Origin of the sequence: Chitinophaga sp. HK235, from assembly GCF_018255755.1 — a bacterium.
GTDB lineage: Bacteria > Bacteroidota > Bacteroidia > Chitinophagales > Chitinophagaceae > Chitinophaga.
This window is the reverse complement of the sequence record NZ_CP073766.1, coordinates 2,351,148-2,371,031: the sequence shown is the minus strand read 5'-3', so window position 1 is coordinate 2,371,031 and position 19,884 is coordinate 2,351,148. Positions and strand designations below refer to the sequence as shown.

General features: G+C 47.6%; 16 protein-coding genes. 9 read left to right on the top strand and 7 right to left on the bottom strand.

What is annotated here, in order from left to right:
• Positions 1-4 precede the first annotated feature (4 nt).
• From mqnE to dnaE, 4 genes are all read right to left on the bottom strand, one after another.
• The gene (gene mqnE, locus KD145_RS07895; protein ID WP_212005359.1) at positions 5-1,186 is read right to left on the bottom strand and encodes an aminofutalosine synthase MqnE; all 1,182 of its coding nucleotides are present in this window, start codon (positions 1,184-1,186) and stop codon (positions 5-7) included.
• The gene (locus KD145_RS07890) at positions 1,183-3,324 is read right to left on the bottom strand and encodes a M43 family zinc metalloprotease (protein ID WP_212005358.1); all 2,142 of its coding nucleotides are present in this window, start codon (positions 3,322-3,324) and stop codon (positions 1,183-1,185) included. Before KD145_RS07890 ends, mqnE begins: the two co-directional genes overlap by 4 nt.
• Positions 3,325-3,486: 162 nt before the next feature.
• Positions 3,487-3,804 carry a thioredoxin gene (trxA, locus tag KD145_RS07885; protein WP_212005357.1) on the bottom strand — a complete coding sequence of 106 codons (318 nt, stop codon included), beginning with the start codon at positions 3,802-3,804 and terminating at the stop codon, positions 3,487-3,489.
• A gap of 106 nt (positions 3,805-3,910) precedes the next feature.
• A complete protein-coding gene (dnaE, locus tag KD145_RS07880; protein ID WP_212005356.1) occupies positions 3,911-7,552 on the bottom strand; it encodes a DNA polymerase III subunit alpha in 3,642 nt (1,213 codons plus the stop codon).
• Positions 7,553-7,716: 164 nt separating this feature from the next.
• Here dnaE and KD145_RS07875 point away from each other — a divergent pair, with 164 nt between their 5' ends.
• Positions 7,717-8,391, top strand: coding sequence for a C40 family peptidase (locus KD145_RS07875; protein WP_212005355.1), 675 nt, complete (start codon positions 7,717-7,719; stop codon positions 8,389-8,391).
• Here the strand turns inward: KD145_RS07875 and KD145_RS07870 are convergent, their stop codons facing one another.
• Positions 8,392-9,876: a lipopolysaccharide biosynthesis protein gene (locus KD145_RS07870; RefSeq protein WP_212005354.1), complete on the bottom strand. Its 1,485-nt coding sequence runs from the start codon at positions 9,874-9,876 to the stop codon at positions 8,392-8,394.
• A 156-nt stretch (positions 9,877-10,032) separates the two neighbouring features.
• On the opposite strand from KD145_RS07870, the gene KD145_RS07865 reads away from it, so the two are divergent.
• From KD145_RS07865 to KD145_RS07835, 7 genes are read left to right on the top strand one after another with little or no spacing between them, the layout of a single operon-like run.
• Positions 10,033-10,794: a class I SAM-dependent methyltransferase gene (locus KD145_RS07865; protein WP_212005353.1), complete on the top strand. Its 762-nt coding sequence runs from the start codon at positions 10,033-10,035 to the stop codon at positions 10,792-10,794.
• Positions 10,795-10,796: 2 nt separating this feature from the next.
• The gene (locus tag KD145_RS07860) at positions 10,797-11,705 is read left to right on the top strand and encodes a sugar transferase (RefSeq protein ID WP_212005352.1); all 909 of its coding nucleotides are present in this window, start codon (positions 10,797-10,799) and stop codon (positions 11,703-11,705) included.
• A gap of 55 nt (positions 11,706-11,760) precedes the next feature.
• Positions 11,761-12,405 (top strand): methionine biosynthesis protein MetW, encoded by a 645-nt coding sequence (locus KD145_RS07855; protein WP_212005351.1) that lies wholly within the window; start codon positions 11,761-11,763, stop codon positions 12,403-12,405.
• 28 nt (positions 12,406-12,433) lie between these two features.
• Positions 12,434-13,435 carry a hypothetical protein gene (locus KD145_RS07850; RefSeq protein WP_212005350.1) on the top strand — a complete coding sequence of 334 codons (1,002 nt, stop codon included), beginning with the start codon at positions 12,434-12,436 and terminating at the stop codon, positions 13,433-13,435.
• A gap of 9 nt (positions 13,436-13,444) precedes the next feature.
• Entirely contained in the window at positions 13,445-13,816 is a 372-nt protein-coding gene (locus KD145_RS07845; RefSeq protein ID WP_113618457.1) for an FdtA/QdtA family cupin domain-containing protein, read from the top strand.
• Positions 13,806-14,903, top strand: a complete 1,098-nt coding sequence (locus KD145_RS07840) for a DegT/DnrJ/EryC1/StrS aminotransferase family protein (RefSeq protein WP_212005349.1) — start codon at positions 13,806-13,808, stop codon at positions 14,901-14,903. The genes KD145_RS07845 and KD145_RS07840 overlap by 11 nt, the downstream gene beginning before the upstream one ends.
• Before the next feature lie 11 nt (positions 14,904-14,914).
• Positions 14,915-15,676, top strand: coding sequence for a glycosyltransferase family 2 protein (locus tag KD145_RS07835; protein ID WP_212005348.1), 762 nt, complete (start codon positions 14,915-14,917; stop codon positions 15,674-15,676).
• 71 nt (positions 15,677-15,747) lie between these two features.
• On the opposite strand, the gene KD145_RS07830 is transcribed toward KD145_RS07835, so the two are convergent.
• Positions 15,748-18,261 carry a YfhO family protein gene (locus KD145_RS07830; protein ID WP_212005347.1) on the bottom strand — a complete coding sequence of 838 codons (2,514 nt, stop codon included), beginning with the start codon at positions 18,259-18,261 and terminating at the stop codon, positions 15,748-15,750.
• Between the two features lie 345 nt (positions 18,262-18,606).
• On the opposite strand from KD145_RS07830, the gene KD145_RS07825 reads away from it, so the two are divergent.
• Positions 18,607-19,413 carry a queuosine precursor transporter gene (locus KD145_RS07825; RefSeq protein WP_212005346.1) on the top strand — a complete coding sequence of 269 codons (807 nt, stop codon included), beginning with the start codon at positions 18,607-18,609 and terminating at the stop codon, positions 19,411-19,413.
• On the opposite strand, the gene KD145_RS07820 is transcribed toward KD145_RS07825, so the two are convergent.
• Positions 19,410-19,862, bottom strand: a complete 453-nt coding sequence (locus KD145_RS07820; RefSeq protein ID WP_212005345.1) for an NUDIX hydrolase — start codon at positions 19,860-19,862, stop codon at positions 19,410-19,412. The two genes, KD145_RS07825 and KD145_RS07820, sit on opposite strands and share 4 nt — an antisense overlap.
• Positions 19,863-19,884: the final 22 nt, after the last annotated feature.

Here is a 19,884-nt window from a genome sequence, read left to right as displayed (position 1 = left end):
GATATTATTTGGTCAGTAATTCCTCTTCAGAAAAAACAACGTCGGTATAGTCTTTTATTTCGTTGTATACAGTATCCCTTTCTACAGGTATTCTGCCGGCCTGTTTGATAAGGTGGGCCAGCTGAGCAGTGTTCATGGAAGGATTTTGTTCTTCGGCTCCTGCCATGCTGTATATCTTGGTGGTATCGTCGATGGTACCATCGAGATCGTTTACCCCGAAGGAAAGTGTCAGCTGGGCGGTGTTTCTTCCCAACATCGGCCAGTAGGCTTTCAGGTGGGGGAAGTTATCCATGTACAGTCGTGCTATGGCATACAGTTTCAGGTCTTCCACGATAGAAGTTTCCGGAATATCGGACATGTCGTTGCCTTTATTTCTGAATTTCAGCGGGATGAAGGTATTGAAACCATGTGTTTCATCCTGCAGCTGACGCAACCGCTCCATATGATCGATACGGTGAGCATAGGTTTCTATGTGGCCGTAGAGCATGGTAGCGTTGGTGGTCATACCCCGGTTATGGGCAGCGCGGTGGATGGCCAGCCATCCGTCGCCATCTACCTTGTCGTGGCATATTTTGGCACGCACATCAGGATGGAATATCTCTGCACCGCCACCAGGCATGGATTGCAGGCCTGCTTCGTTGAGGATACGCATACCTTCTTCGAGACTTACCTTGGCTTTGCGGAACATATAATCCAGCTCTACAGCGGTAAACCCTTTGATATGGAGGTCGGGGCGGTGTGCCTTGATTTTTTGGATCAGCTCTACAAAGAAATCGAGCTGCATTTTAGGATGTACGCCACCCACAATATGTACTTCCGTAACAGGCTGGTTGTCGTATTTTTTCACGATGTCCAGCATCTGGTCTATACTGAGTTCCCATCCTTCTTCCCTGTTTTTATACAGGCGGGAGTAGGAGCAGAAATGGCAGGTGAAAACACAAACGTTGGTAGGCTCAATATGAAAGTTACGGTTGAAGTAAGTCTTGTCACCGTGCATACGTTCCCGAACGTGGTTGGCCAGTGCGCCTAAAAAGCCGATATCACCTTTCTCAAATAAGGTCAGCCCATCCTCGGGCGTAATTCTTTCCTTGCGGAGAATTTTTTCTGCAATGCTCTTCAGGGAAGTATCCAGTGTGGCTTGCTGAAGAAGCGTTTGAACTGCCGGGTAATCTTGTCTCATCGTCATCTTACTTTCATTAATTTAATGGTGTTGGCCCTGTTCCTGTAAATTAATTTTACAAAATAAACACCATTTGGCTCATTTACCAAATTAAAGGTCATCCGGTTGTTGCGCCCCACGGCATTGCCCGGTTGTGTGGCTATCAGCTGACCGGCGGCGTTATAGATACTTACCTGCAACAGATCAGTGGGGATCTCGTAGAAAGAAATCCATACCAGGCCGTCTGTAGGGTTCGGATTCACCAGCACGCCGGCTTTCCGTAGATCAGGATTGATGTCTTTACTGACAATTCTTATATTATCAATATAAATATTATTCTCTGAGTTTGAGATATTTCTGAAAGCTACCTGGAACTTATCTTTACCCACCAGCGCTGTTATGTCTACCGAATCGCGTCGCCATTCGCTGGCAGCAGGTACAAATTCAGTCTGCAATGCAGTTGGATGAGTGATCAGGTTTTTACCCCATTTATTGTAAGCAATGTTCCAGGTCTGATGACAGTCTTTGGTAACCAGCACCTGTAGCGTGTCCCATATATTACCGGTCATATCAGGATCGGAATACACGGCTGCTGCCACATCAAAGAAGAGGAAAACAGAGTCGCGGCCCTGCGCGTCGATCACCGGCGTGATCAGATCATCGATCTGATCATTGACGTTATACCCTTTGTTACGCACCAGCACAGAGGCTTTGCTGTGGCTGCCCACGTTCCGGTCACGCTCCCAGGTGAAGCTGCGGTCGGGGTTGTACAGATCCCAGCCCGGAGGAGGGAAACTGTCCTGCTCAAATCCTTCTTCAAAAGGCAGTTGTGCCTCCGCATCATAATGGAATTTGCTGGCCACGGTATCATTGGCCACATTGGCATCAGGCTGTCCGTTGGGCAATTGCGTATAGGCCTGGAGGTTATAGCTTCCGACGGGGACCTGTGAAGACGGGAGTGTAACGGTAGCACTCTGCAAACTGGGCAGATTGCCCTGCCAGTCGTAGTTGACGAGAGTGCCGTTGTTCAGCCGGTACAGGATACGTACTGACGTGAGCGGGTTGGTGCCTTTGTTGCGCAGCGTAACCAATGGCAGGATACGGTTATCGCAACGTTTACCATCCGCACCGCTGACGGTTATCAGCGCTGCATCATTTGCCGGCAGTATTACGGGGGTGCATCCATTGGAAGACATCAGGCTGCGGGTGGTGTTTTCCAGCACATCGCGCATTCTGCCCACCTGTCCGGCTGTAAAAAGATGCATACAGGCATCATCGGTATAGTCCATGTAGTTCATGAACATGATGCCCGGGAAGTTGGGGCTGCAGTTGTCGGTTTTTGGAAAAGACGGACAACCATAGGTGTTATCGCCCTGCAGGGGCGTATCCGCGATGCCGTCATCTCTGGTGCAGGCACCGTTGTCATCGCCCCAGATATGAACGAGGCCGAAAAAGTGGCCTATTTCGTGGGTGGTGGTGCGTCCGAGGTTGTAGACACGGCCTACGCTGCCGGTGGTCCCGAAGGCAGTGTATAATACTACCACACCTTCCTGTTCGGAGGGATAACCCAGTCCGGGAGGGGCGGCCACACCGAGGTAATTGCCAGAGAGGCGTGTCACCCAGATGTTGAGGTATTTCTGCGTGTCCCAGGCATCGGAACCGCCGTATTTATCGTATTTCACGTCGGGGCTGCCGCCACTGATGTCAAAGCTGCGGCCAGGTGCGGTTGTTACCCGCACAATGCCGGTGGTGGGCTCGTCGCCGGGTGTACGCTGGGCGAGGCAATAGTTGATCCGCGAATTGCCGATGATAGGCTGCCATACAGGCGGTACCTGGCTGATATCCGGATTGGCAGCATTATAATCGTTGTTGAGTACTGCTATCTGGGACATTACCTGAGCATCGGTCACCAGATCGGGGTTGTCGAGAACAATATGCACTACTACGGGGATGTTCACTTGCTGGGGAGTGGCTTCTGCCTGCACCCGCATCATGCGTCGTTGCTGTAATTGCAAAAGTTTTTTTTCATTGGCATCAATCACCTGCTGCAGGCCGGGATGTTCGAGGACCCGCTGCTGCAATGCGATCGCTGTTCCGCATTTCCGCTGGCCGACAGTGGAGAGGCTGTAGAGTAAGGTAAACAGGATAATAAAAGTGTGGCGCAAAGATGGTTGTTATTAGAGGTTGATCAGATGGTTTTGCTGGTTTGGATTATGCTGTAAGATACGTAGCAGAACTGAAAATTTTGTTAACCGGAGACATTCAGGCACAAAAAAGCCCTTCCGTATATGCGGAAGGGCTTCTTCATCACTCAGTCGTTTATATCCTTACAGGTTAGCCTGTATTTTTTTCTCGAGAACAGATCTAGGAACTGCGCCTATCTGTTTGTCTACTACCTGACCATCTTTGATGAAAAGAATGGCTGGGATGCTGGTGATACCATAATCGATGGAAATCTGCGGGTTATGGTCTACGTTCACTTTACCGATGTTTACTTTACCATCATAATCTTTAGACAGTTCTTCAATTACTGGTCCGATAGCGCGGCAAGGTCCACACCATTCTGCCCAAAAGTCAACTACAGATAATTTATCGGAGTTCAGTACTTCCGTCTGAAAGTTCGCGTCTGTGAATTCTAAAGCCATAAGATATTATAATTTAAAGGTGTTTATTAATGATTGTTTTTGATTGTTTACGGTTGTATAATGATCAAAACTTGAACCGAGTGCAAATTACTGCTTTTTTGACATCTTACTTATTGATTGTTTCGATATAGACATCGATATCCGGTTGTTTTCGCAGGAAATGCGCCAACTCGTCATTCATCTCTATATTTCTGTTGAAGGTATGCAGTTTCACCTGCAGGTTATTGTCCCGGTCGGTGAGCTGCAGGTGCAGTACGCTGCTGCCCGGGTAACGGTTGATATTCTCTACCAGAAAGTCTACCGTTTCGCGTTTCAGCTGTTTGGGCGCAGTAGCCAGGAATACCTGTTTGGTATGTGTTTTTTTCACTTCCTGGAGCAGCTGTATGCTGCTTACCTTAAACTCATATTCGTTGTCGTTAAAGCGTTTGGACTTAAAGCCGCCGTTGATGAACAGGCAGAGGCCGGGTTTAAGATATGGTGCAAACCGGATGAAGTCTTCACTCCACAGGGCAAATTCAAATTTGCCGGTGTAGTCTTCTATGGTCATAATACCAAACTGCCGGTTGTTGCGGGAAATCCTTTCCTGAGCGTTGGTAACATATACGGCCAGACGAAAATTTCTTTCGCGGGAACGGCCGCCGGAGCTGCCAGGGGTACTGATTTCAGCCTGATACTCCACCAGTTCCTGCACCTGATTCATGTTATAATGTTTCAGCTCAAAACGGTAATCGTCCAGCGGATGGCCGGAGATATAGATACCAGTGATATCCCTTTCGTTGTTGAGCTTCATGATCAGGGGCCATGGGTCGCAGTTGGGTATTTTAGGAGGCTCTACATCGGGCATATCTTCGGCTCCGAAGAGGCTGCCGATATTGGAAGAGCCGGCAGAAACCTGTTGACCGAACTTCACGATTTTATCAAGTCCGTTCAAGGGTTCAGTGTCCGGTTTATGGAAATACTGAGCCCGGTGGAACTCTGGGAAACAGTCGAAGGCGCCGGACATGATCAGGGCCTCGAGTGATTTTTTATTAACAGCGCGTTGGTTAACGCGTTTGATAAAGTCGAATACTGTTTTGAAAGTGCCTTCCTTTTTCCTTTCTTCCAGGAGGTTTTCTACGGCAGCTTCACCCACACCTTTCAGGCCACCAAGGCCAAAACGGATCTGCCCTTTTTTGTTCACCGCGAAACCTTTGAGGGATTCGTTCACATCCGGCGGTAATACGTCGATGCCCATCCGTTTACACTCTTCCATGAAGAAGGTGATCTTCTCAATGTTGCTGGCGCAGTTCAGTACAGCCGCCATGTATTCAGAAGGGTAGTGGGCTTTGAGATAGGCGGTCTGATATGCCACAAAAGCGTAGCAGGTAGCGTGCGATTTGTTGAACGCATAAGAAGCGAAGGCTTCCCAGTCAGTCCATACTTTTTCGCAGACTTTCAGATCGTAGCCATGGGTGGAGCAACCTTCCATGAATTGCGCCTTCATCTTGTTCAGTACCGCGATCTGTTTTTTACCCATCGCCTTACGGAGGATGTCCGCGTCTCCACGGGAGAAGTTGGCCAGTTTCTGACTGAGCAACATTACCTGTTCCTGGTATACGCAGATACCGTAGGTTTCTTTCAGGTGTTCTTCCATGTCAGGAAGGTCGAAGGTTACCGGCTCCAGTCCGTGTTTACGACGAATGAAGGACGGTATGTACTCGAGTGGGCCCGGACGGTACAAGGCGTTCATGGCGATGAGATCGTCGAAACGGTCGGGCTTCAACTCACGGAGGTATTTCTGCATACCGGGCGACTCGAACTGGAACGTGGCGTTGGTTTCGCCTTTCTGGTACAGTTCGTAGGTTTTGGCATCGTCCAGCGGAATCTCGTCGATATTTATGTCCACGCCATGGTTCATACGGATCAGCTCCAGCGCACCTTTGATGATGGTCAGGGTTTTTAATCCCAGGAAGTCCATCTTGATTACGCCGGCAGATTCGATGATACTGCCTTCAAACTGGGTAACGAGCAGGTCAGAGTCTCTGGCGGTGGATACGGGTATCAGGTCGTAGAGGTCTTGCGGGGCAATGATGATACCGGCGGCGTGGATACCGGTGTTCCTTACGGAACCTTCCAGTACACAGGCTTCACGGAGCACTTCACCTTGCAGGTCCTGGCCTTTGATCAGCTCCCGAAGCCGCTTTACGTTTTCAATATCTTCGCCGGCGAGGCCTTCCTTGTCGGCGAGACTTTTCTCTCCATCGAGGGGGGCGTTGAAGATACGGTCCAGCTGGATACCGGGTTTGTCGGGTACCAGTTTGGCCAGGCCATTGGAATCTATCAGGGGCAGGTCCATTACGCGGGCTACGTCCTTGATACTCATTTTGGCGGCCATGGTACCGTAGGTAATGATCTGTGCTACCTGGTTGCGGCCATATTTCTGTACTACATAGTCTATTACTTTCTGACGGCCTTCATCATCGAAGTCCGTATCAATATCGGGCATGCTCTTACGGTCCGGGTTGAGGAAACGTTCGAACAGCAGGTTGTATTTGATGGGGTCGATATTGGTGATGCCGATACAATATGCCACGGCAGAGCCTGCGGCAGATCCACGTCCCGGGCCGATAAATACACCCAGATCGCGGCCGGCTTTAATGAAGTCGGATACGATCAGGAAGTAACCGGCAAATCCCATGTTTTCGATTACCTGCAGCTCAAAGTTGATACGTTCTTCTACATCGGCCGTCATCTCGGTGTAGCGGGTACGTGCTCCCTCATAGGTGAGGTGGCGCAGGTACTGATCCTGCGTGAAAAACTCCTTTGGAATAGGGAAGTTGGGCAGCAGGATATCTCGTTTGAGATCCAACAGCTGTACTTTGTCTACAATCTCATTGGTATTGTCTATGGCCTGTGGGAGGTCATGGAACAATGCCGACATTTCCTCTGTGGTCTTGAAATAGAACTGGTCGTTGTAGAAAGCGAAGCGTGTGTTTTTGGAAGCCACCTCATCATCAGAGAACTCCTTATTGGTAGGAGTGCTTTTCTTCTCACCGGTGTTGATACAGAGCAGGATGTCGTGTGCGTTGGCATCTGCCTGGTCTACATAGTGGGAGTCGTTGGACGCGATGATCTTCACATTATATTTCTGTGCATACTTCAGCAGTACATGGTTTACCTGGTCCTGCTCCGGAATGCCGTGCCGCTGCATTTCCACGTAGAAGTCATCGCCGAAAATGTCGAGCCACCATTTGAATTCCTTTTCGCCTTCTTCTTCTCCCTTACGCAGAATGGTTTTGGGAACGGAAGCACCCAGACAGCAGGTGGTGGCGATCAGGCCTTTATGGTATTGTAATATCAGTTCTTTATCGATACGTGGGTATTTACCGTAAAGTCCTTCCATATATCCGAGTGAACAAAGTTTGATAAGGTTGCGGTAACCTTCATCATCTTTGGCCAGCAATACCTGGTGATAACGGATATCTTTTTCTTCCCGTGTAAAGGCACGCTTATGGCGGTTTTCCACCAGATAAAACTCACAACCAACGATGGGTTTTACTTTCAGTCTTTTATCTTTCGGATCACCGGGATTCAGTTTATTGTTGTACGCTTCTGCCACAAACTGGAAAGCACCAAACATGTTTCCATGGTCTGTGATTGCCAGTGCTGGCTGATTGGAAGCCATGGCTTTCTTGTACAGCGACTTGATATCGGCTGCACCATCCAGTAATGAAAACTGCGTATGTACGTGTAAGTGGGAAAAGATCATCTCAATGCGGTTTCGTCAGGCGTCAAAAGTACGATGAAATATGCAATTATGAATGGAGAATTGTAATTGAGACGATTGATCTTCAATAAAAAACCATAATTCTCCATTCATAATTTGTAATTAACTAATAGTTTGTATTTTAGCGAAAATTTTTAACCAGGCGTATGATTAGAATTAAGGGACATCTATGGATGAAGTTATCGGTTTGTGCAATGGCGTTAGGTTCCTGTTCTACTATCAAAAAGACTACTGCCAGTCGTAATAATACGCCCACGGTATCTGAAGGCAGACGCATCACCTTTATTGATGGCATTTCCACACCTGGCCGTCATACTTCTTCTTCCTACAGCAATAGCAACAGCAGGGATATCAGTATCAGCAAACACATTACCTACGGCAGCGCCAATCTGGAAAACGCGCAGGGCTGGCAGTTCAAATATGCGCAGCTGCTGGACGTTCCAGTGGAAAATGTGCTGAATCACAGCCTGTATAAATTCATTGAAGATTGGATGGGCACTCCTTATCGCATGGGTGGCAAAACCCGCGATGGTATTGATTGTTCGGGCTTCGTAAATATGCTGGTGAACACAGTGTTTCAGTTTGCGCTTACCGGCAACTCCGTAGAACTGTACAATAAAGTACGGCAGCGGCTCAGTACCCGCGACCTGCACGAAGGTGATCTGGTATTCTTTAAGATACATCATCGTCGTATCTCCCACGTAGGCATCTACCTGGAAAATGACAAATTTGTACACGCCTCCACCAGCTCAGGCGTGATGATCAGCGATCTGAAAGAGCCGTACTGGAAAAAGTATTTCGCTGGCGGCGGCAGGCTCTGATTACAGGCCTATCTTCTTTCTTGCCATCTCCCATATATTATTTACATCTTCGGAAAGCCGTGTCACTATCACGGTAGTGCCAAACAATGCAATGAACAGCACTGTCCGCACAATGGTGTCGAGGTACATATTAAATACAAAGGGCAGCTGTTTGACCAGCAGCACACCACCAACGCCCAACAGCAGCGCATATAGTGTTTTCAGGCTCAGTGGCTGCATGCCGAATTTGATCCAGATAAACATATAGCGGATAAGATTAAAAAGGGCTACTGTAATGAAGTCTGCATAGGCTGCTCCAACAGTCTTGAATTTTTTTATCATGAAAATGTTGAGAATAATGGATATGATCACCAGCGTGATGTTGCTGACAAAATCAAAGCGCCAGTAGTTGGAGGTTTGAATGATCTGATTATTGATACCGGTCACAAGGTCGATCATTTTGGCCAGGCCCAGTAAGAACACAATCTCCGAAATAAGCTCCCAGCCAGGGCCGAGATACAATACCAGGTTGTGCCGCGATAGATAGATAGCACCAAAAACAGCAACCCCGGCGATAGTCAGCGTGATGGAGCTTTTGGTGTACAGCTCCTGGATTTTGGCCATGTCCTTGTTTTTCCAGGCAGAGGCCAGGATAGGAGTAGTGATGGAATACATGCTGCGCTGTGGTACTTCCATAAAGCTGATGACAAAAGTGGCATAAGAGAACAGCCCGGCAAAATTCAGTCCCTGATAACTACTGATGATCAACAGGTCGTTGGTTTTCCGTAACAGCGTAAAAACGCTGGAAGAAAACACATAACTGCTAAAGGTAAACATCCGTTTGCCCAGCCGTCGGGTTACATTACTGACGCCCTGTACTCCGATTTTCAGTTGCCCCGTACGCCAGAGTATGACCAATAATGCGACGGCACTGAAGGCATAGGGCACGCTAAAGAAATTAATATACTGGGTAAAACTGATATGAGTAAAGGCAAACACCAGCAGGATAATGGTGGAAGCGATGCGGATTCCGCCTTCTTTCAGAAAGTTGGATGCTATCGTTTTATGCAGACCCCAGGCAAACCCTTCCAGCATGTTAAAAACCAGAATAAAAAAGGTAAGCGGGTAGATCGCATAAAAGTATTGAATAAACAACGGTGAATTGCCACTGAACTTACGGACGATCAGGTCTTTAGAGACAAAGGAAAACAGTACAAACAACGCATATCCGATCAATGACACGACCAGTGTGAGTTTGGGCAGGTCATTCTTTTCCGGCTTCAGGTAGTCATGATAAAAAGGGAAGAATTTGTTGATCACCGGCACGGCGCCCAGAGAGGCTGCGGTGGCCAGCAGGGTACAAACATCTATCAGTACACGGGTTAATCCGATTTGCTCCTGGGTGAAGATCTTCGGCATTAACAACATCAGGTTCATAGCACCGAAGGCAAACCCTATGTAGATGGAAATTGATGAATAAAGACTTTGTTTTCGGATGATCCCCATTGACTATTTTATGATACGCAAATATATAAAGAATCTTTCAGGGGCAGGCCCTGGTATTAGGAATTGTATATTAGAGTACAACAAGTAATAAGTTTTTTTCATGGTTTTTGCAGTTCTGCTATTTATGAATTTATTTTGCAAGACATTCAATAAGATATGCTGATAGACTTCCTGATCCGTAATTATATCGTTTTTGCAAACCGCAGGCTGCGGGTGGAACCTTATCCGCTCACCTTCTGGTGGCAGAAACGGGAGCGGCTGAAACGGTATTCCGGTAAACAGAATATTCTGACGCCCTCTTACCGGTCGTTGAAAACGCCGGGGGAGACTATTCCGGTACCGGAATTAAAAGGGCTGTACGATGGCGTTACGCTGGGCTTCTGGACTTTGGATGCTGCCTCCATGACGCTGCTGTGGGAACGGCTGGTAAAAGAAAAGCCGCGTGTGATTGCTGAATGTGGCTGCGGTGTGAGCACCATCATGTTTGCCAAATATTTCTCCCTGCACCGTCCGGATGGTGTTTTATTGTCTTTTGAGCAGGATGAGAAAGAAAAACAACGGCTGGATAACCGATTGAAAGAGCTGGGCCTCGAAAAAGGCGTTCATATATATTACGTCCCTGTGAGTGATCCGGACAAAGGTTATGATTTCCACCTGAAAGGTGGACCTTCGGCTTTGCCAGGTATAGAACCGTTTGACTGGCTGGTGGTAGATGGCCCCAATGGGTCCGACAACAGCCGTTATACCACGGTGCCTGCTTTACAGGAGCTCGCCAAACCCGGCGCAGTATTCTTCCTCGATGATTCGTTCCGGGACGGAGAATTCCGGATTCTGGAAAACTGGAGTAAATTGCCCGGCGTAACGGTAGAAGGTATTTATCCAATAGGTAAAGGACTGGCTACCGGTAAATTTAAATAAGCATGTCGACACTAGCACCGATCATATTTTTTGCCTATAAGCGACCCGACCATGCCCGTAAGGTGCTGGAAAGCCTGGCACAGAACCCCGAAGCAGCACAGAGTGAGCTGTATGTTTTTGCCGACGGGCCCAAAGCAAACGCCAGCGAGGACGCATTATTACAGATCGCAGCCACCCGGGAGGTGATCCGCAGCCGCAACTGGTGTGGTAAAGTGCATATTGCTGAAAGAGTCCAGAACTATGGACTGGCCCAGTCTGTGATTACCGGAGTGACGGAAGTTATTGCTAAACATGGTAAAGCGATTGTGGTAGAAGATGACCTGGTACTGTCACCTTATTTTCTCCAGTACATGAACCAGGCGCTGGATATGTATGAAGAAGAGCCACAGGTGGCATCTATACATGGATATGTTTACCCTTTGCTGGAAACTGTGCCGGAGACATTTTTTATTCGGGGAGCTGACTGCTGGGGCTGGGGGACCTGGGCCCGCGCCTGGAAACAGTTTGAGCCCGACGGGCAGAAGCTTTACGACGCCCTGCGCCTGAAAGGAGAGGGCAGTACCTTTGATTTTAACAATACTTATAATTACATGAAAATGCTGCGTAAGCAGATCAACGGGCAGAACGATTCATGGGCTATCCGCTGGTACGCTTCCGCATTTCTGAAAAATATGCTAACGTTGTACCCGTCGCGCTCACTGGTGCAGAATATTGGTACGGATGATTCAGGCACGCATATGGACCAGGCAGACACGCCCAGCTTTGAAGTGGCATTGTCGCCTACACCCATCAGGCTGCAGAAACTGCCGATAACAGCCAGTGTGCAGGGAACAGCTGCATTTGAGACATATTTCAGATCTATAAAACCTGGTATATTTCAACGGATTAAGAAGATCTTGAAGCGGAAGTAAGAAACAGCACCGGTTTGATATTGTAGTATTCCCACAAGATCAAAATATCGTGATCATGCGTAATGATAACAGGAATTACGACTATAGTCAGCTTCCTTCTGAAAAAAGAGGGGAATATGAAAAAGTGACCGATTTACTGAGTCCGGGCAATACCGTGCTGGACCTGGCCTGCGGCAATGGGCGATTGATGGAGATGATGATTGAAGAAAAACAGTGTGATTGCAAGGGGATTGAAATTTCCCTCTCCGGAGTGGAAATATGCCAGCAGAAAGGATTACAGGTAATCAGAGGTCGGATTGATGAAACGTTGCCTTATGCCGACAACGAGTTCGACGTGGCGGTATGCAATGTGACCATCCAAATGGTGATGTACCCGGAAACGCTGTTATCGGAAATGAAGCGGGTATCCCGTCGTCAGATCATCTCATTTCCTAACTTTGCGTATTTCCGGAACCGTATAGACATGCTGATTAACGGCCGTATGCCTAAAAAGATGCTGTTTGGCTACCAATGGTACAATACAGGGCATATACACCAGCTTTCCCTGCGTGACTTTGAAGAGTTGCTGGAAAATGTGGGCGGTCTGCGTATTGCAAGGAAAAGATATGTGCCTATTGGCTTTAAAATAATTGATAGTTTGGGTAATGTGTTTCCCGGATGGTTCCGCAAAACCATTATCATCGAAACGGTGAAAGATTAAGCCGGTTTATTGGGTCTTTATTGATATTATGAAGGAAAGAGATACAACATTATATTATTGTACACTGTTCGACAGTAATTATTTATCCCGCGGGCTGGCCATGTATACTTCGCTGGCTGCCGTTTGTGCTGATTTTTACCTGTATGTTTTTGCGTTTGATGATAAATGTCTGAACGTATTGCGGAAGATGGCCCTGCCTCATCTTACCGTGATCTCCCTGGCAGAATTTGAAGACCCGGAACTGCTGAAAGTAAAGCCTACCCGCAATAGGGCCGAATATTGCTGGACCTGCAGCTCTTCCACCATCCTTTATTGTATTCAACAATTCCAGCTACCGCATTGTACTTATATTGATGCGGACCTGTATTTTTATAATAACCCACAGGTGCTGATGGATGAAATGGGCAACCATTCCGTGATGATCACGGAACACCGTTACACTCCCAGGTATGATAAGAGTAAACTGAGCGGTAAATATTGTGTACAGTATATCACTTTCCGTAACAACCGCTGGGGCATGGAAGCCCTGCAATGGTGGCGTAATGCCTGTCTGGACTGGTGTTACGACCGTCATGAAGATGGTAAGTTCGGAGATCAGAAATACCTCGACGACTGGCCACAACGTTTTAATAATGTATGGGTGATGCAAAATCTTGGCGGTGGACTCGCCCTCTGGAACATCCAGCAATATGATGTGTTTAAAGTGAATGACAAGCTCCGTTGCCGTGAAATTACTACTGGTAAAGAGTTTGATCCGATATTTTATCACTTCCATTACCTGAAGTACTTTACAGACAATACTATAGAACTGGGCAGACGTACCATCACACCTGCCGTAAAGGAACTGTTGTATAAGCCTTATATTCAGGAACTGGAAAAAAGCAGACAGCAGATACAGGCCGTAGATCCTTCTTTTGACCCGCATGGCGCCCGTCCGCGTCCTTCCGGTCTGAAAGCTATACTGGTCACCATCCTGCGCAAATTGAAAAACGTATATCATATTTACCCCCTGAAGGAATCCGGGATTTAAACATACAGCATGGCACATATCATTAACCTGACAACACACAGTGATAAAAGGGGAAACCTGACCGTCATAGAAAAACAGATCCCTTTCGATATCAAACGGATCTTTTATATCTATGGCGTAGATGATTCCGTGAGAGGTGGACACCGTCATCATAAAACCATACAGGCCGCTATCTGCGTGCATGGAAGCTGTATTGTGTCCAACAATAATGGGAAAGGGGAACAGACCGATTTTGTGATGGACCATCCCAACAAATGCCTGATCCTGGAGCCGGAAGACTGGCATACCATGCATCATTTCACTCCCGACGCCGTATTGCTGGTAATGGCTTCCACACCATTTGAGGCGGCAGATTATATTTACGAACCTTATGACAACTGAGGCTATGATAGAATATGAGAACCTTGGCTTACTCAACAAGCCATTTTTTGAAGAATTCAGGGTTGCTTTCAATGAAACACTGGAAAGCGGCTGGTATATACTGGGCAACAAAGTAAAGGAATTTGAAACAGCCTATGCACAGTATCATGGCATGAAACATTGCCTCGGGCTCGCCAACGGCCTGGACGCTCTGACACTGAGTCTGCGTGCCTTCGACTTCGCGCCTGGCGACGAAGTGATCGTACCCTCCAATACATACATCGCCACCATCCTGTCTATCGCACAGTGTGGGCTGAAACCGGTACTGGTAGAACCCGATATTCATACTTACAATATTGACCCGGAAAAAATTCCGGCAGCGATTACTTCCCGTACCAGGGCCATTATGGTGGTACACCTGTACGGAAAAAGCTGCGAGATGGACAAAATAATGGCCATCAAGGAAAAACATAATCTGGTATTGATAGAAGACTGTGCACAGTCACATGCCGCCTCTTTTAAAGGGCAGCTGACCGGTACCTTCGGAGAATATGGTGCCTTTAGTTTTTATCCTACCAAAAACCTGGGTGCACTCGGCGATGCCGGCGCAGTGCTCTGTAACGACGACCAGCTGGCTACCGCTATGCGTCGCTTACGCAACTACGGTTCTGATGTAAAGTACTACAACGAAGTGGTAGGCGTAAACTCCCGCCTCGATGAAGTACAGGCTGCATTTCTGCTGGTGAAATTTAAATACCTGGCTGAAATCACCGAACATAAAAGGAAACTGGCAGAGGTTTATCATCAGGGACTGAAAAACGATTTCATCAAACCGGTGGTACACCCTGATTATTTTGATGTATACCATATCTACAATATCCGTCACGAGCGCCGGGATGAACTGAAGCAGTTCCTGCTGGACAACGGTGTTAAAACCGATATTCATTACCCGCTGCCGCCTCATCAACAGAAAGCGATGCAGGGTATCATAGAAGGTTCCTTCCCGATCTCAGAAGAAATACACCGGACCACCCTGAGTCTTCCTTGTTCTTACTACCATACAACAGCAGACATTGAGAAGGTGGTGGAAGTGATCAACAAGTTTTAAAGCCTATCACTGTGACGGATAAACGTTCATCACCACCGGTTGTCACTATTATAACAGTTTGTTATAATGCCGCCAGGTTTATTGAAAGCACCATACAGAGTGTGCTGGCGCAAACCTATCCTCATATAGAATATATCATTATCGACGGAGCCTCCAAAGATAATACGCTGGAGGTAGTGGCGCCTTACCGTTCCCGTATTGCGAAAGTGGTGTCTGAAAAGGACAATGGGTTGTATGATGCCATGAACAAAGGTATGCAGCTGGCCACCGGCGAGTACCTGCTGTTCCTGAATGCAGATGATACCCTGGCAGATAATACCGTCATTGAACGGATGCTGCAGACCTGTCCGGATGCCGACGTGTATTACGGAGAGGCGATGTTTATCGATGAGAAAGGCGTCGAACTAGGACTGCGGTCTGAACAAACACCGCATCAGGTGCCTGCACAGCTTACCTGGAAAAGCCTGAAACATGGCATGGTAGTATCTCATCAGGCATATATCATCCGCAGGCACTTAAGTCCGTTGTATGATCTGCAGTATAAAGTATGCGCAGATATCGACTGGATGATCCGCACACTCAAGGCTTCGCATCATATCTGCAATACCCATGTGGTGGTGTCCAGATTCAGAGTAGGGGGGACGTCCAAACAGCGGCAACAGCTGGCCTGGAAGGAACGATATAAGATCCTGAGCCGCTATTATGGACATATCCCTAATTTCACGCACCACCTGTTTATTGGGCTGCGGTATATCTTCTCCAAGAAATATTAATTGTTTTTATCTGCATAAAAAAAGGCGCCATGATCTACATCATGGCGCCTTTTTTAGTATATGCGGTACCGTTATTTAGAAACCGGTTCCTGTTTTTCTTCTTTTTTTCCTGCAGCGATGATTTCAAAGATGAAAGCTCCAAGCACCAGTATTACCAATACAGTGGAAGAGATGGAAGATATCTTCTGGCCTGTAAAGAAGGTGGTTGGTTCAAACTTCAGATCGATTTTATGCTGTCCGGCGGGGATTTTCAGGCCGCGCAGTGCATAGTTTACTCTTACGATATCGGTCTTTTTACCATCAATATAAGCGTTCCAGCCGGCGGGATAGTAGATTTCAGAGAATACACCGAGACCTTCCTGGCTGTTGCTGGAGGCATATTCCAGGCTGTTGAGGCCATATTTGGTCAGTTTGATGGTGGCGCTGCTGTCTGTTATGGGTTGGTAACCGTTGCCCAGTTCTTTTGCAAAACGTTTGTCTACCACGGCAGAATCTTTGGTGTCGAGATAGTCGAGCGTTTTCATTTCTGTGTTGGCATCGGGAGCCCATACAATACCTTTTACAAACCATGCGTTACCGTAGGCATCCGGGTTGCGTTGTGCCACCGGTTGACCGGTTTTCTGATCAGGTACGATAAAGTATTTGGTATTGAGCATGTTGAGCACATGCATGTTGTTTTTGGAGATCTGGTGGGTGATGAGGTCCTGGTAAATCCACAGTTTGGCGGGGCTGTAGCCACCGATGTTTTTGTGGAAGTAGGAGGGGATGGCATCATCAAAAGGAGACGTGGTGAGGTTGAACACGCGGTAATACGGATCAGGGTCCTGTTTGATCTGGAGATCAGCCTGTGATGGTGACAGCTGTGATGTCAGCACAGATTCATCCACGAAGCTGTCTTTGCCGAGGTAGTTTCTGTCTACCTGTACCAGATCGATGGTAACGGCAGCTACAATGATGATAGCAGCCGGTTGCCATTGCAGTTTGCCTTTCAGATAAGCCCAGATAGCGCCGGCGGCGATGGCGATAAACACCAGGGAGCGGATACTATCTTTCAGCAGCAGGGAGCTACGGTCTTTTTCCAGTGCGCGTATCATCAGTTTGGCATTGGCTTCGCCACCGAGCATCTGACCGAAGTAGTTGAGCATGGTAGCATCGCTATGGCTGCTGAAATTCCAGAACATGCTGCCGAGAATGCCGAGCACCACGATGATACCACCGGAGATGAGTGTCGCTTGTTTCAGTTTTTTCAGCAATTCTTCTTTGGTATGTTTACCATTGGCCACTTCCTGTAATGCCCAGCAGGCGAGTATCACAAAAGTGAGGGATGGCAGTACCAGGGCCTGTGAAGGTGCTCTGAACTTGTTATATAAAGGCAGGTGGTAGAACAGGAAATCGTTGATAAATCCGAAATTCTTACCCCATGCCAGGATGAAACCGATAATGGTAACGGCCAGCAGCCACCATTTCTGCCAATTGCTAACAACGAGCAGAGAGAGGATAAAGAGGAAACAGATGATGGCGCCTACATATACAGGGCCGGAAGTACCTCTTTCCTGAGCGCCGTAGTACAGTGGGAACTTCATCTGCTCCATATACTGTTCTACCTGAGCAGCAGGTGCACCGAGGCTGACCATCTGTTCATACACATGGGAGCCCGTGCCCAGTTTCTGGCCGGAGGAGTTACCCACAAAACCAGGGATCATGAAAGTAAAGGATTCCGGAACACCGTAGCTCCATTCGTAAGCGTAGTCTATATCCAGTCCGGTGGATTTATTTTCTTTGGCATCTTCCTTACCCAATGTGAGTTCGGATTTGCTGCCACGCATGGTATAATCTGCATATTCTTTGGTGGTGAGCAGGCTGTCCATGGCGGGCAATGCAGCCAGCACGCCGGCAAAAGCCAGTAGTACGGAAGCTTTGAAGAACTGCGGCAGTTCCTGGTTTTTCAGCGCGTGAATGAAGGCGCCTATTACCAGGCAGATGATCATGATAAGCGTATAATAGATCATCTGCAGGTGGTTGTTGTAGATCAGCAAACCGGTAGCCAGTGCAGTAAGAGCTGCGCCGCCGATGAGGCGTCCGCGGTAGGTCAGGATAATACCTGCCAGTACAGCGGGCATCAGGGCGATGTCGTACATTTTGGTGACGTGGCCTACATCGATGAGGATCAGGTTATAGGAGCAGAAAGCAAAAGCGATGGCGCCCAGGACTCTTATCCAGTATTTGAAATCCAGTATGCATGCCAGCAGGTACATGCAGATCATGGCGAGGAACAGCATGTTGATAGGGGCGGGCAGGCCGAGGGTAACCAGTTGATTGACAATGGTCAGCTTGTTTTTACCGGGACCAGTGTACACGACATAGGTAGGCATTCCGGAGAACATGCTATTGGACCACAGTGGAGTTTCACCGGTTGCTTCATAATAGTCCTTCGCCTCTTTGGCCATTCCTTTTACGTTCATCATGTCGCTCTGGTTTACTATCTTGCCTTCCAATACAGGAGAGCAGTAAACCGTTGCCAGCAATATGAATATACCAATTGCTGCCAGATGGGGAAGAATGGCTTTTAGCCAGTTTTGCTTCATCGGATATCTTGTGTTTGGTTTAAAAGGAACAAAAATAACTGTAATTTATCCGAAATTTCAATATGCGTTGGATTCGATTTGTGTTAAAATTTACATTTATCTGTAACCTGTGCTTTATTTTAGGTCAGATACTCAGGATTTCAGCGTATGATCATTCTTTTGATATGATCGTGAGCCATGTACTGGTTTTAGGTGTGGGTGTGGCATTTCCACTGAATCTGGTTGTTTGCCTGATTACAGGAGTGTTACTATTACTGAAAAAAATTAACTGGAAACAGCTGCCACCCTGGCTGTTTTTATGTAACGTCGGTATCTTAGTTTTTCAACTTATAGTTAGTTATTAAAATGGTCAAGAAACTTTTAAGTGATAAGCCTACCAAGCTTTTTGTGATCTTCGCCAGCTTTTTTGTGGCCAATGCGCTCATAGCCGAGTGTATCGGTGGTAAACTTTTTTCGCTGGAACGGTTGCTGGGGCTGGAGGTACACTCCTTTACCCTGTTTGGAGAGAGCGGTCTGGCGTATACGCTGACTGCCGGGGTGCTGTTATGGCCGCTGGAATTTGTAATGACAGATATTGTCAACGAATTTTACGGGCCAGTGGCGGTACGTCGCATCTCCTATATCGCGGTGGCACTGATCACCTATGCTTTTATTATGTTTTTTGTGGCCATCCATGTGCCGGCCGACAGCTGGTGGCTGGGTAGCAGTTCAAAAGAAGGAGTGCCCAACATGCAGAGCGCTTTTGTCGGCATTTTCGGGCAGGGGATGTGGATCATCCTGGGTAGCCTGACGGCCTTTCTGGTAAGCCAGATCGTGGACGTGACGGTATTTCACCACATAAAAAAACGTACCGGTGAAAAACATGTATGGCTGAGAGCTACCGGTTCCACGGTAGTATCGCAGCTGGTAGACAGCTTTATCGTGTTGTTTATCGCCTTTAAGATAGGAAAGGACTGGAGCTGGCAGCGGGTGCTGGCCATCTGCATGGTGAATTACAGCTATAAATTCGTAGTGGCGGTAGCGTTAACCCCGCTGATTTATTTGCTGGAGCATCGTATTGTCCGTTACCTTGGGCATGATACGGCTGCACGGATGAAGGCAGCCGCCATGGGCAAAGAGATGCCGGTGATGGACGTGGTGCCGCACGATTAATATCGTGCCTTCACCAGGTCTGCCACTACTTTATCGATTGGGAGGGTGACGGCTGCGGCCGAAAAATCCTCCCAGTTGATCCATCTTGCATATTCAATCTCTGATACGCCTTCGGGTACGGTAAAATCGAAAGGCTTATCCAGTGTTTTGGCTGTAAAAGGAGACAGGGGCGTGACGAGATAATAGATCGAAATAATCTGGGTTTCGTTATCAAAGGCTGATATCTGGAAGAAATCAGTGGTATAGATATGTTCTACCACTTTAATATCCTGTCCCAGTTCTTCGCGCCATTCCCGCATCATACATTCGAGGGTACCTTCCCCGAATTCGAGCCCGCCACCGGGAAATTTGGTGTAATATCCGCCACGGATATATTCATCAGTTACGAGTACCTGTTTCTGATCATTGATCATGATACCATAAACCCGTACGTTAAATCCTGTTTTCATATTGTTATTGTTCCCTGTTTTC